Here is a 13,330-nt window from a genome sequence, read left to right as displayed (position 1 = left end):
CTGGCCAAAACCTGCGGCATCTGGCTGCTGTCGCTCCTGATCGTCATTACCCCTGACGTGCTGCGGGCCATCGGCGCCATCAAGGACTGAACCATGCCGGCGTCCCTTATCGACAATCACCTGTCCTTCCAGCCTGCTGCCGAGATTCTGGCCGCGCGCGACAAGGACATGCCGACGCCACCAGGCGCCGGACACGCGCTGGCCGCCATCGCCGAAGCCAAGGCCCAGCTACGCAGCATCAAGCCGCGCAACCTGGCGCCCTTCATGGCCCAGGCCTGGGGATTGTCGCCACGCGGGGCGCGCCGCTCCGTGCTGATCGCCGCCGGCATGGACGCCGACCGCTGGGAATCGCCCATCCACTCATTTACCGAGGAAGAGCGCATCGAGCTGCGCGCCGCCACCTCTGCCGCTATCCGTGTGTACGAAAGACTGTTGAATGCAATCTAAACAAATCCTGCTGCCTGACGCACAGCGTCACGAAGCCTTCTTGCGATCCGCACAGTTCGCGCCCGAACTGGCCCGCATACCGTTCAAGTGGCGCAATCGCATCATCAACGCGGCCCTGGCCAAGATGGCCTGGTCGTCCTGGTACAAAATCTATGAGTCCATCGCTACCAGCTTTGTGCGCGAGTTCGCCGAACAGTACGTGCCGGCCGGCGTTGACCTGTCGCAAAGCGATGCCGACATCGTGGCCACGGCCGAGCGCGCAGCGGCCGGCATCGTCAAGATGCTGTGGGGTGCTATCTCCGACAAGCATGCCCTGCAGATCATGGAAGACGAATGCACCTCGTATGGCATCGAGCTGCCGGAATTTGACGAAGCGGCCGACACCATCGCCCGCCTGGTGGACGCCCGCTGGTGGCGCCGGCAACTGCGCAAGCGCGTAGGCCGCGCCTTTGAGGCGGGCAATATCCGCCTGGGCTACGTCAACTATCATGGCGAACCCTACGCCAGCACAGAGGCCGTGCTGGCCCGCCTGGCGCAGAACCGTCGCAATGCGGCGGCGCTGGCCGCAACCCTGGTGCAAAACGAGAATGGCCAGCAATTCAGCATTGCCGAGCTGGCCGAAAAAACGACAGCGAACAAGGCCATCCGGCGCGGCGAGCTGATGTTGCGCATCAACGGCTTCGAGCAGATCGCCCGCGAGTGCGGCGACCAGGGCATTTTCATCACGTGGACGTGCCCATCGCGCTTCCACGCCATGCAGCATAGCGGCAAGCCAAACCCAAAATACGATAATTCAACACCACGCGAGGCCAACGCCTACCTGGGCAAGATGACGGCCCTGTGCCGCTCCGCGCTGGCGCGCCGTGGCATCGGCCTGTACGGCTTCCGCATCGCCGAACCGCATCACGACGGCTGCCCGCATTGGCATTTGCTGCTGTTCGTGCGCCCCACCGCGAAATACAAGACGGCCCACCTGCAGGATGTGGCCGGCCGCGCCATCCGCATCATGAAGCGCTACGCCTGGCGCGTGGACCGTGGCGAACCGGGCGCCTTCCAGCGCCGCCTGGACGTCAAGCGCATCGACTGGGCCAAGGGCAGCGCGGCCGGCTACATCGCCAAGTACGTAGCCAAGAACATTGACGGCGTGGCCGACCACAAGACCAAGGAAGGCTACATCGTCACGGCCGATACCGAAGGCGACATCAAACTGACGCCATCGGCACGCGTCGAGGCGTGGGCCGCGCGCTGGGGCATCCGGCAATTCCAGCAATGGGGCGGCGCGCCCGTCACCGTGTGGCGCGAATTACGCCGCATCGAGGAGAACATGCTCAACGAAGCCCCGGCCGCCATGCGCCGCGCCTGGGATGCCGTGCAAAAGATCGACGGCGAAAAGCGCGCCTGCTGGGCCGAATACCTGCGCGCCCAGGGCGGCGCCCTGGTGCCGCGCAAGGAACTGGCCGTCACGCTGGCCAAAGACGAAAAAACCGTCATCGGCCGCTACGGTGAAACACTGCGTATCACGCCCTACGGCGTGCGCTGCAGCGATCTGATCGGCGTGGTCTTCAAGTCCGTGCGCCATACGTGGACGCCGGTACAGGCCACAGGCGCTCGCGCGGTGGCTGTTGGGGTTGCCGTTCCTCGGACTCGTGTAAATAACTGTACGCACCCCGACCGCCCTGCCCCGGTCACGCCGCCGGCGGCGCCAATCCCTAATTTGTCTGACGAGGCAAAAACAGCGCTGATTGCCGCCTGGGCGGCCGTCAACGCCTGCCCGTATCCCCGGCTGATCTTCCCCGACAACCCACCCCATGAAGGAAATGGCACATGAGCACCTATGCCGTGATCGTTCGCACGCAAACCGAACGCTTTGAATACGCCGCGATTGCCGCTTCCAGCGGCGACGCGATCCAGGCCGCCATCGACCACTTCGGCGTATGCGGCGTTACCGCCAAACTGAAAGGAGCACCGCAATGCTGAACACCCTGACCGATTCACCGCGGCAAATCGCCCTGGGCGACCGCGTGACATTCGATACCGACGAAGGCTACCAGGCCGGCACCGTCAACGACTTGCGCCGCGACGTGGGCAATGGCGAGCTGCATGCGTGGGTCGAGCTGGACCACCAGTGGCCGGGCATGTTCCGCGCGGTGCCGCTGGGCGCTGTTCAGCTACTCGCAGCGACAGCAGCATGACGAAGTGCATCACAAGCGATAAATGGCGCGGTGAGCGCGCCGTGCCCGTCGATCCGACGGCGGTGCGCTTCAAGGCGTACAAGGCAGAGGCGGTGGGCTGCGATGGTTGTCTGTTTGAACGATCGTTCGGTGTGTGCTCCACTGCCGCAGCACTTGCCAAGGCCAACGGCCAACCTGACTGCGAAGAGCGCGCGCCAGCTGGTATGACCTATATCTACGTACTGGATCATAGCGACCCGCGACAGCTTGACTTGATAAAAACTATTTCATAGACCAATGAGGATAAATACCGACATGAGCGACTTGGCATTGAGCGATCAAGAGGTCATCGACCTGACGCATTACCGGCGCGCGGCAGAGCAGCTTCGCGTATTGAAGGAAATGGGCGTTCCCGCCACCAGATTGCACGACAACACAGTTCGTGTGCTGCGCATGCATCTTATCCATCCCGCCACCATGCCGGCGGCCCCCGCCCCTGTAAGGAAATCTGCGAGAAAATGAATCGTCACCGCAAAATCAAGCGCGGTCTGCCGCGTCGCGTATATCTGAAAAATGGTGCGTATCGCTACTTGGCGGCCACACCGATGCGCAACCCCGCCAACGGCAAGATGCAAAGCTGGATTCATCTGGCCTATGAGGCCGAGGGAGAAAGCAAGATGCTGGCGGCCTTGGCCGCGCTGCTGGGCAGTCCGCAACTTGTGGAAGGCTCAATGCCACATGCGTGCGTGGAGTTCAAAGAAAATAAGCTAAGTAACTACGGCAAGGACACGCAAGATGCCTACCGTCGTTACCTGGACGTGATCGCGGACGAGTTCGAAGAATTCCATGCTTCCCAGGTGACAACCAAGGACTGCGCCGGCTTCCTGCGCGACAACTTCAAAAGCACGCCGAACACAGCGAAGAAATACGCTGCACTGATGAGCCGGCTGTTCAAGTTCATCATCGGTGAACTGGGCCTGCGCCAGGACAACCCTATCGATCAACTCGACATGTCCAGCTACAAGACCGGACGGCGCGAGGTGCTGGCCACACATGCGCAAGTGCAAGCGATACGCGAAGCCGGCATGATGAGCAAGGAACGCAAGGGCACGGGCTTGAGCATCCCCACAGCCAGCGGTCCGATGTTCGCGTGCATCATCGATATGTCTTACCTACTGTGGGCGCGCGGCATCGATATCCGCATGCTCAAAGAATCACAGATCGAAGATGGACGGATCAGGATCAAGCCAAGTAAAACGCAAAAAACCAGCGGCAAGGCAGTCGATATTGTTGTCACGCCTGAGATTGCCGAAGTGATAGCCCGCGCCCGTGGACTGAAAATCAAGTATGGGCTAATCAGCCAGTTCGTATTCCCGACGCAAAAAGGCGGCGCTTACACCCGCTCGGGCCTCAGTTCGATGTGGGACCGCGCAAAGGAGCGCATTGGCATGAAGGATGACGTTGTATTCCGCGATATCCGGGCTTTGGCGGCCACGGATGCGGCACGGCGCGGCGAGAACCGCAGCGACATTCAAAAGCGCTTGGTGCACACGTCTGGCAAGACCACTGATATCTACATCAAGGAAGTGATTGCGGATGTTTCTGAGATTCCAATGGCCTTACCCTGGCTAGAGTGAAGCCCGACTTTTGCAAACTGCCGCCGTCCTATATCAACGCTGGATGGCGGTTCCACCTCTCGACGGAATCACCCGTCGCGATGAACGTTCAAGCTCGCCCGCATGTGACACCAAATCCGCTGGATGTTCAATAGGCACTCCCAGCAGAGACTTGCGCCAGTTATTACGTAGGATATCCTTCCTTCAACTGTTTGTGTACTAATCGATGACAGTTCGCGCACAGGCACTGAAGGGAGTCCAAGTGAGTCTTATGCCCCTGTTTCATCTCACTCACTTGAGTTTCGCTGTGATGGACTTCAATACAGGCCTCGCCATCGATCGATCCGTAAAACTCAACGGGGTCAAGCTTGCAGCGCTCACAAAACAACTTCCCATGATCTCGCTTAAAACGCAAACGTTTTGCTTGCGCAAGTCCCTTAGCACGCTCACGCACAAGATGCCTTATGAGCTTCGGCCTACCCTCGACCCATTCCCGGTCATCCTCAGATAATTCAAGTGCCGGCTCATCCTGCGAATCCTCAGCAAATCCGTTTATAGACTCGTCCTGCATTTCCTTGGGAACGATCTGATAGCCCGCCCGTCGAAGGATGCGAAAGCAAGGGGATGTCTCGCCTGCCGTGAAGTGCCCAGGCAAAACATCAAATCCTAAAGCAAGCCGCGCCGCAAGGCCGAATACTGCTTTAGGTGGCAACCTAACACCGTCCGAGTCGATCAAATCATAGTCTGTCGAAGGACCAAACTGATGCTCAGCACTGCCATCGCGGATTAATTGAACTGCTTGATGAACGTGGTCTTGGCCAATCTTTTTTAACTCTATAGCTGGTAGCCGTTTCGAACTACGCAACAGTTTGACCAATCCTTGATCAGCGCTGAACCGCCAACGGACTCTGACTGGCGTTTCGTCCCAGACCGCAGCTGCTTTCCCCAGCCCTGCATAGGTAAAGGGATCGCGGTCACCTACGCGCCAAAAAACATGGACTTCCGCATCTGCCCCTGTCATTCTCTCGATAGTAGGCTGATGAATATGGCTGTTAGTCTTCCCGCGCCAGATCAAATCTTTGCCTTCAAAGTAATTATTGTAGTTATGACCAGTGCGGCTGGTGCCACCTACAGTGCAGAACACAAAATCTGCCCCGTTTAGCTGCACATACCCCGTGTCAATGGAACCACCTTTCGATTTTGGGTCGAGTCCGACGGCAGCTCTAATTTCGCTTCGGTTGTACTGCTGATTGAGTTGGAACGAGTAAATGCTCATGGGTGGTATCTAACCGGTGGATCGATCCGTAGTGGGTCTGCAAAAGCGATGCCATTTTCAGTAAAACTGCTTGAGATTTGTCCTGCATGGGACTTTAAATATTTGTTGAGCAGCTGCTTTTGGTCAAATGGCGTCTTCACCGATCCCAAAAGTAAGTCAATGTATTCATGTAAATATCTGATTTTTCGCGGCCTCTATCAGAAATAAAGGAGCATCATGTCCGATACATAGAACTGTCGCCTGATCGCCGATTAGGCACGAAATGGAACGCCAGCCAAGTGCAGTCAGCTCTGGCAATTGAACTTCGTCCGCCGATATCTTCGACGCGCGTGTACGCGTAACGTAGCATAGCAAGTCCAATTGAGCCTTGTGGCCATTATATTTAGCTCCCGAAGCTTTCTCTCTCACCAACTGATAGGCACTCGATATCGCGGGAACATCATACACAAAACCAGGGCCAAGAGTGTCTTCCAGAGTCTTAGCATCCCTGACTTTTTTGTAGGCAGCCCTGACCTCATCGCCACGCTTGATATTTGGGTCCGTTATTTCTTTAATTTGGAAATTAGCCGAGCGGAACTGCAAATCAATCTTACTATCTTGCCTTTGCGACACCAATTCTGAGTCTTCAAATGGAAGGTTGATGCGGCGCAGGAATTCACGTACCACCCATATTTCCCTAGCCTCCTTTCCATTATTCGAAAAAAAATCAGCATCGTCTTTCAACGAGCGCTTCATCTCATCAAGAAGCGCTGTCTCATTGATAATATTTGGCTTTTTCATAATATTCAAATATTAGTTGAGGTTCGGTGCTGGCCGAAAGCAGCCATCGGTACGCGGCGATGATCAAATCATACGTCACGTAAACGGAAAAACCCAGCACCGATATTATACAAACGTATAATATACAGTACTGGGTTTCTATACAGCTTGCGCTGTAACTCCTTGAATCTAATGGTCGGGGCGAGAAGATTCGAACTTCCGACCCCATGCACCCCATGCATGTACGCTACCAGGCTGCGCTACGCCCCGACGAGGTAAGAATTATAGCAGACGCTTTTAGGTTTTTGCCATGCTTTGCGCTTGATTCATATCGAACTGCACAAAGATTTTTATCCATCGCTGGCAAGCGGCCTATTCTTGCAGCAAGAGCGCCGTCAGGATGATGCGAAAACCGGCGATCAGCGGCTCGACCTTCACGTCCGGATTGTGAATGAAGCGCACGGGCAAACCCTGGTACAGGGCGACCAGGGCATCGAGGCGTCCTTGCAGCATTTCCTCGTCAGCCGGCAAGCCGCGCTTGATGCGCGCGTCGCGTATGATGGAGAGAAATAACTGGCGCGAGCGCTGGTCCGAGGTTTGCAGCATGGCGGCGATCACCGGGTTGCGCGACGCTTCGGCAAAAATTTCCAGCGGCATCATCCACGTCTTCGCGTCCAGCGCTTCGAGCACGTGCTCGCCCGCATTGTCGATCACGGCCTGCAGCGGATCGTCGCGCTGCGCCAGGTCCTGCATCAAATTGGAGACGCGCTCCGTATTCTGCATGACGAAGGCGGCGATGATCGCATCCTTGCTGTCGAAATAATTATAGATATGGCCCGCGCTCATGCCGGCCGCCTTCGAGATCTCGGCCATGCTGGCGCCGTGGAAGCCGCGGCGGCTGAAACAGCTTTCGGCCGCATCGAGCACCTGCTTGCGCCGCGTGTTGGCGCGCTCGGGATCCGGATGCTTCTTTTCAACTTGGTTCATGACTTTTCCAGTAGCGCGCCGGCCCTGCCCTTGCGGGCAAGGCCGGCGTCGGCGTCCCCGTGATTATTGGACGCCGCCAGCCGCCGCGACGGCTGTCTGCTCAGGTTGCCAACCGCCGCCCAGCACCTTGTACAAGGTCACCAGGTTGGTCGATTTGGCCAGGCGCGCCGTGATCAGGCTTTGCTGCGCCGTGTACAGCGCGCGCTGGGCCACCAGGGCGTTCAGGTAGGACTCGGCGCCCTGCTTGTAGCGCGCGTCGTGGATGGTGTAGCTCTTCGTCGACGCCTCGACCAGCGCGACCTGCGACTGCAGGCGCTCGTCGATGGTGCCGCGCTGGGCCAGCGCATCGGACACTTCACGGAAGGCGACCTGGATCGCCTTTTCGTATTGCGCCACGGAAATTTCACGCTGCACCTTGGCGATATCGAGGTTGGCGCGGTTCACGCCGCCATCGAAGATCGGCAAGCTGATCTGCGGCAGGAAGCTCCACGTGCCGCTGCCCGCCTTGAACAGGCCCGACAGGTTGTCGCTGACCGAACCGGCCGTCGCCGTCAGCGAAATGCGCGGGAAGAAGGCCGCGCGCGCCGCGCCGATATTGGCGTTGGCGGCGCGCAGGGTGCGCTCGGCAGCCAGCACGTCGGGGCGGCGTTGCAGCACGTCCGATGGCAGGCCGGACGGAATGTCCGCCAGCGCCGTGACGCTACCGAACTCGCCTTGCGGCAGCAGGTCGGCCGGCACGGGGCCGCCCACCAGCAGGACCAGCGCGTTCTGATCCAGCGCAACCTGGCTCGTGAATACAGCCACGTCGGAACGGGCCGATTCGACGCTGGTCTGGGCATCGTACTTGTCCAGGCCCGACGTGGCGCCGGCACTGAAGCGGCGCACGGCCAGGTCGTACGAGGCCTGCTGGCTCTTCAGGGTGTCCTGCGCCACGCGCAGGCGCTGCTGGTCGGCCACCAGGTTCAGATAGGTGCTGGCCACTTCGGCCACCAGGCTGATCTGCTGCGCACGGCGTGCTTCTTCCGTGCCCAGGTATTGTTCCAGCGCGCTGTCGGACAGGCTGCGCACGCGGCCGAAGAAGTCCAGCTCGTAGGCCGATACGCCCAGGTTCGCCGTGTACTGGCGGTTGATGGACGCTTCGCCCGTCGGGCTGGCGTTTTTCGAGATGCGCGTGGCCGACTGGCCGCCCGAGGCCGACAGGGTCGGGATCAGGGCGGCGCGTTCGATGCCATACGTGGCGCGCGCCTTCTCGATGTTCAGGATCGAGACGCGCAGGTCGCGGTTGTTGGCCAGCGCCAGTTCCAGTACCTGGCGCAGGCGCGCATCGGCAAAGAACTCGCGCCAGGCGACGTCCGCCACCGGCTTGGCGTCGGCAGCGGCCGTGTCGGCCTTGTAGGACGGGCCGGTCGGCCACGCCGTGGGCGCCGGCGCTGCCGGACGCTCATACGTGGGGGCCAGGCTGCAACCGGCCAGCAAGGCCAGTGCCGCCATGGAGAGTAGCGTTTTTTTCATATTAATGCGCATCCTTAGAAAGCGTGACGGCTGGCGCGCCAGGCGTCGCCGGCGCGTCCGACTTCGAGAAGAAGCCGCGCACCAGCACGAAGAACACCGGCACGAAGAAGATACCGAGGAAGGTGGCCGTCAACATGCCGCCCAGCACGCCGATACCGATGGCGTTCTGGCTGCCGGAACCGGCGCCGCTGGAGATCGCCAGTGGCAATACGCCCAGGCCGAAAGCGATCGAGGTCATCAGGATCGGACGCAGACGCAGACGCACCGCATGCAAGGTCGCGTCCAGCAGCGACATGCCCGATTCCTGCATTTCCTTGGCAAACTCGACAATCAGAATGGCGTTCTTCGCCGACAGGCCAACCACCGTGAGCAAGCCCACCTGGAAGTACACGTCGTTCGACAGGCCGAACAGCCAGGTGCCGAGCACGGCGCCGATCACGCCCAGCGGCACCACCAGCAGCACGGAGAACGGGATCGACCAGCTTTCATACAGCGCGGCCAGGCACAGGAAGACGATCAGCAGCGACAGCGCATACAGCTGCGGCGTCTGCGAACCGGATTCGCGCTCTTCCAGCGAGACGCCGGTCCAGCTGAAACCTATGCCAGGAGGCAACTTGGCCACCATCTCTTCCATCGCGTTCATGGCGGCGCCCGTACTCTGGCCCGGCGCCGGCGTGCCCAGGATCTCTACCGACGGCAAGCCGTTGTAGCGTTCCAGGCGTGGCGAAGCGTAAATCCATTTGCCGGTGGCAAATGCGGAGAACGGCACCATCTCGCCCGTGCTGTTGCGCACGAACCACTTGTTCAAGTCTTCCGGCTGCATGCGCGCTTCGGCGCTACCTTGCATGAACACTTTCTTCACGCGGCCGCGGTCGAGGAAGTCGTTGACATACGAACTACCCCAGCCCACGCTCAGCACGCGGTTGATTTCCGAGATTTGCAGGCCCAGCGCGGTGGCTTTCTGCTGGTCGATCTCGATCTTGTACTGCGGCGTATCTTCCTGGCCGTTCGGGCGCACGCCCACCATGGCCGGATTCTGCGACGCCATGCCCAGCAGCTGGTTACGCGCTGCCATCAGGGCGTCATGGCCGACGCCGCCGATATCCTGCAGCTGCATGTCAAAACCGGTGGCGTTACCCAGTTCCAGCACGGCAGGCGGGGCAAACGTAAACACCATCGCATCCTTGATCTGCAACAACTTGCCCATGGCGCGACCGGCCACGGCCGGCGCTTTCTGCGCCACGGCCTTGCGTTCGGCCCAGTCTTTCAGGCGCACGAAGGCGATACCCGTGTTCTGGCCGTTACCGCCGAAGCTGAAACCGGCCACGGCAAACACGGACGCGACGTTGTCCTTTTCGCTGTTCAGGAAGTGGTCTTCGACCTGTTCGATCACTTTCAGGGTGCGCTCTTGCGTGGCGCCCGTCGGCAACTGAATCTGCGTAAACAGGATGCCCTGGTCTTCTTCCGGCAGGAACGAGGTCGGCAAGCGCATGAAGACGAATACCAGGCCGGCCAGCAGGATGACGTACAGCAGCATCGAGCGGAAACGGTGGGTGATCATGGCGCCGACCCAGCCCTGGTACTTGCTGCTGCTGCTGTCGAAACTGCGGTTGAACCAGCCGAAGAAACCCTTGTTGGTGGCGTGATGGCCCTTTTCGACCGGCTTGAGCAAGGTGGCGCACAGGGCCGGCGTAAACACCAGCGCGACGACGACGGACAGCACCATCGACGAGACGATGGTAATCGAGAACTGGCGGTAAATCACGCCCGTCGAACCGCCGAAGAAGGCCATCGGCACGAACACGGCCGACAGCACCATGGCGATACCAACCAGCGCGCCGGTGATCTGCGTCATGGACTTGCGCGTCGCTTCCAGCGGCGACAAGCCCTCTTCGCTCATCACGCGCTCGACGTTTTCCACCACCACGATCGCGTCATCGACCAGCAAACCGATGGCCAGCACCATGGCGAACATGGTGAGCGTATTGATGGAGTAGCCAAACGCGTTCAGGATGCCGAAAGTGCCCAGCAGCACGACCGGCACGGCCATGGTCGGGATCAGCGTGGCGCGGAAGTTTTGCAGGAACAAATACATCACCAGGAACACCAGGATGACCGCTTCGACCAGGGTCTTGACCACTTCCTCGATGGACAGTTTCACGAACGGGGTCGTGTCGAACGCCACCTGGTAGCTCATGCCTTCAGGGAACTGCTTGCTCAGGTTGCCCAGCATGGCTTTCGCCGCGTTGGCCGTATCGAGCGCGTTGGCGCCCGTCGCCAGCTTGATGGCCACGCCGGTGGCCGCATGGCCGTTGTAGCGGGCCACGGTGTTGTAGTTCTCGCGTCCCAGTTCCATGCGGGCCACGTCCTTCAGGTGCACCATGGCGCCGTCGGTCGTGGTTTTCAGCAGGATGGCGCCGAACTGTTCCACTGTCTGCAAGCGGCTTTGCGCCGACACGGTGGCGTTCAGCTGCTGGCCCTTGACGGACGGCGTGCCGCCCAGTTCACCGGCCGACACTTCCGCATTCTGCGCCTGCACGGCCGTGATCACGTCCGCCGGCGTCAGGTTGAAGCTTTGCAGCTTGGCCGGGTCGAGCCAGATACGCATGGCGTACTGCGAACCGAACAGGGTCACGTCGCCCACGCCCGCCACGCGGCTGAGCGGATCGACGACGTTGGCGGCCACATAGTCGCTCAAGTCGGTCTGGTCCATCTTGCCGTTTTCGGAAATGAAACCGAACACCATCAGGAAGTTCTTGGTGGCTTTCGACACGACGAGGCCCTGCTGCGTGACAGCCGTCGGCAGCAGTGGGGTGGCCAGCTGCAGCTTGTTCTGTACTTGCACTTGAGCAATATCAGGATTGGTGCCGCTGGTAAACGTCAGCGTAATGCTGATGCCGCCAGTGGCATCGCTCGACGAAGCCATGTAGCGCAAGCCGTCGATACCCTTCATCTTTTGTTCGATGACCTGGGTGACTGCATCTTCCACGGTCTTGGCGGAGGCGCCTGGGTAGGAGCCGCTGATCGAAATCGACGGCGGGGCGATGCTCGGGTACTGCGCGATCGGCAGGCTGAGGATCGAAATCACGCCGGCAAGCATGATGACGATCGCGACCACCCAGGCAAAAATCGGGCGGTCAATGAAAAAACGGGCCATTAATATTCTCCTGAATTAGTGGGCGCTGGCAGCCGATGCTGCGGCAGAGGCTGCAGCGGCAGGCGCAGCTTCGGCCTTGGCCGGCACGGCAACGGCGGGCGCGCCTGGCTTGATTTTTTGCAAGCCTTCCACGATCACGCGGTCGCCTGCGGCCAGGCCGGACGTCACCAGCCAGTCATTGCCGATGGTGCCGCTGGTGGTCAGGATGCGTTGCTCAACCTTGTTCTCCTTGTTCAGGATCATGGCGGTGGCTTGACCTTTCTGGTTGCGCGTCACGCCCACTTGCGGCACGGTGATGGCTTTCTCGTCGACGCCCGTGGCCAGCTGCGCGCGCACGTACATGCCTGGCAGCAATTCACCTTTCGGGTTCGGGAACAGCGCGCGCAAGACCACGTTGCCGGTGGTCGGATCGACCGTCACGCCGGCAAACTGCAGCTTGCCCGGTTCGCTGTACTTGCTGCCGTCCGGCAGGATCAGGTCGACCTTGGCCTGGCCTTCGCCGACTTTTTTCAGCGAGCCGTCGGCCATCTGGCGCTTCAGGCGCAGCAGGTCGGTACTCGACTGGGTCACGTCGACATAGATCGGATCGAGTTGCTGCACGGTGGTCAGGGCTTGCGCCTGGCCTGCCGTGACCAGCGCGCCGGCCGTCACGGCCGAACGGCTGGTGCGGCCGCTGATCGGCGCCGTCACGGTGCTGTACTTCAGGTTGATGTTCGCCGTTTCCAGCGCCGCAGTGGCGGACTCGACATCGGCCTTGGCTTGCTCAAAGGCGGCCACGGCGTCGTCGTATTCCTGGCGGCTGACGCCTTCGATCGCGACGAGTTCTTTATAGCGCGATGCTTTCGGGCCGGCCGTCAGCAGGTTGGCCTTGGCTTTCGACAGGGCGGCCTTGGCCGAATTGTAGGCGGCCTGGTAGGTGGCCGGGTCGATCTGATACAGGGCCGTGCCCGCTTTCACGTCGCTGCCCTCGACGAACAGGCGCTTCTGGATCAAGCCACCGACTTGCGGGCGCACATCGGCGACCTGGTAGGCATTCGTGCGGCCGGGCAATTCGGCGCTCATCGGCAACGCGGCCGGATTAACAGTAAACACGACCACCTGTGGCGCTTGCTGCGCGTGAGGTGCTTCCTGTTTTTTACTGCAGCCGGCCATGATTACAGTGGCGCACAGAACGGCAATAGCGCCGCTCGTACGCGGCGACGTCAAGGAAAAGGTTGGTTGCATCTTGGACTTTCTGAAAAAGAAGCTGGCTAGTGTCGTTAGAAATGACTAAATTTATTAACGCAGATCAAAGAATGAACGATCATTCTAAAATCGTCAAGCATCGTTACAATTGAAACAAAGTGACCTTTAAGCGTTTTTTATTGCTAATGATGCAATTAAGTGGTGACAACAACAGCAGGGC

At 59.9% G+C, this 13,330-nt stretch carries 13 protein-coding genes and 1 tRNA gene; 7 read left to right on the top strand and 7 right to left on the bottom strand.

All coding sequences use genetic code 11. The features are described 5' to 3' along the window. Positions 1–93 precede the first annotated feature (93 nt). Genes CBW50_RS29860 through CBW50_RS03300 form a run of 7 tightly spaced genes read left to right on the top strand, consistent with a single transcriptional unit; the run spans position 94 to position 4,255 of the window. The gene (locus CBW50_RS29860; protein ID WP_034745810.1) at positions 94–447 is read left to right on the top strand and encodes a hypothetical protein; all 354 of its coding nucleotides are present in this window, start codon (positions 94–96) and stop codon (positions 445–447) included. Beyond that, complete coding sequence (locus CBW50_RS03320) at positions 437–2,275, top strand: replication endonuclease (protein ID WP_086144175.1); 1,839 nt, start codon at positions 437–439, stop codon at positions 2,273–2,275. Before CBW50_RS29860 ends, CBW50_RS03320 begins: the two co-directional genes overlap by 11 nt. After that, complete coding sequence (locus CBW50_RS29240; RefSeq protein ID WP_172404661.1) at positions 2,272–2,424, top strand: hypothetical protein; 153 nt, start codon at positions 2,272–2,274, stop codon at positions 2,422–2,424. Before CBW50_RS03320 ends, CBW50_RS29240 begins: the two co-directional genes overlap by 4 nt. Further along, positions 2,418–2,639: a hypothetical protein gene (locus tag CBW50_RS03315; protein WP_086144174.1), complete on the top strand. Its 222-nt coding sequence runs from the start codon at positions 2,418–2,420 to the stop codon at positions 2,637–2,639. Before CBW50_RS29240 ends, CBW50_RS03315 begins: the two co-directional genes overlap by 7 nt. After that, on the top strand, positions 2,636–2,911 hold the full coding sequence (locus CBW50_RS03310; RefSeq protein ID WP_086144173.1) for a hypothetical protein: 276 nt from the start codon (positions 2,636–2,638) through the stop codon (positions 2,909–2,911). Before CBW50_RS03315 ends, CBW50_RS03310 begins: the two co-directional genes overlap by 4 nt. A 22-nt stretch (positions 2,912–2,933) precedes the next feature. After that, complete coding sequence (locus CBW50_RS03305; protein WP_035820921.1) at positions 2,934–3,140, top strand: DUF4224 domain-containing protein; 207 nt, start codon at positions 2,934–2,936, stop codon at positions 3,138–3,140. Continuing rightward, on the top strand, positions 3,137–4,255 hold the full coding sequence (locus tag CBW50_RS03300) for a tyrosine-type recombinase/integrase (RefSeq protein ID WP_086144171.1): 1,119 nt from the start codon (positions 3,137–3,139) through the stop codon (positions 4,253–4,255). The genes CBW50_RS03305 and CBW50_RS03300 overlap by 4 nt, the downstream gene beginning before the upstream one ends. 163 nt (positions 4,256–4,418) lie before the next feature. Here CBW50_RS03300 and CBW50_RS28610 read toward each other — a convergent pair whose 3' ends face one another. From CBW50_RS28610 to CBW50_RS03265, 7 genes are all read right to left on the bottom strand, one after another. Continuing rightward, positions 4,419–5,510 (bottom strand): hypothetical protein, encoded by a 1,092-nt coding sequence (locus CBW50_RS28610; RefSeq protein ID WP_139842383.1) that lies wholly within the window; start codon positions 5,508–5,510, stop codon positions 4,419–4,421. A 165-nt stretch (positions 5,511–5,675) separates the two neighbouring features. Next, positions 5,676–6,290 (bottom strand): DUF1780 domain-containing protein, encoded by a 615-nt coding sequence (locus tag CBW50_RS03290; RefSeq protein ID WP_086144169.1) that lies wholly within the window; start codon positions 6,288–6,290, stop codon positions 5,676–5,678. A 172-nt stretch (positions 6,291–6,462) separates the two neighbouring features. Further along, positions 6,463–6,539, bottom strand: a tRNA-Pro gene (locus CBW50_RS03285). Between the two features lie 102 nt (positions 6,540–6,641). After that, positions 6,642–7,256, bottom strand: coding sequence for a TetR/AcrR family transcriptional regulator (locus CBW50_RS03280; protein ID WP_076566882.1), 615 nt, complete (start codon positions 7,254–7,256; stop codon positions 6,642–6,644). A gap of 63 nt (positions 7,257–7,319) precedes the next feature. Beyond that, the gene (gene adeC / locus CBW50_RS03275; RefSeq protein WP_086144168.1) at positions 7,320–8,768 is read right to left on the bottom strand and encodes an AdeC/AdeK/OprM family multidrug efflux complex outer membrane factor; all 1,449 of its coding nucleotides are present in this window, start codon (positions 8,766–8,768) and stop codon (positions 7,320–7,322) included. A 1-nt stretch (position 8,769) separates the two neighbouring features. Then, positions 8,770–11,925, bottom strand: coding sequence for an efflux RND transporter permease subunit (locus CBW50_RS03270; RefSeq protein WP_086144167.1), 3,156 nt, complete (start codon positions 11,923–11,925; stop codon positions 8,770–8,772). Between the two features lie 15 nt (positions 11,926–11,940). Beyond that, the gene (locus CBW50_RS03265) at positions 11,941–13,149 is read right to left on the bottom strand and encodes an efflux RND transporter periplasmic adaptor subunit (RefSeq protein WP_086144166.1); all 1,209 of its coding nucleotides are present in this window, start codon (positions 13,147–13,149) and stop codon (positions 11,941–11,943) included. Between the last annotated feature and the right edge of the window lie 181 nt (positions 13,150–13,330).

The sequence above is a fragment of the Janthinobacterium sp. GW458P genome (genome assembly GCF_002127585.1).
GTDB lineage: Bacteria > Pseudomonadota > Gammaproteobacteria > Burkholderiales > Burkholderiaceae_D > Janthinobacterium.
This window is presented reverse-complemented; position numbering and strand designations above follow the sequence as displayed.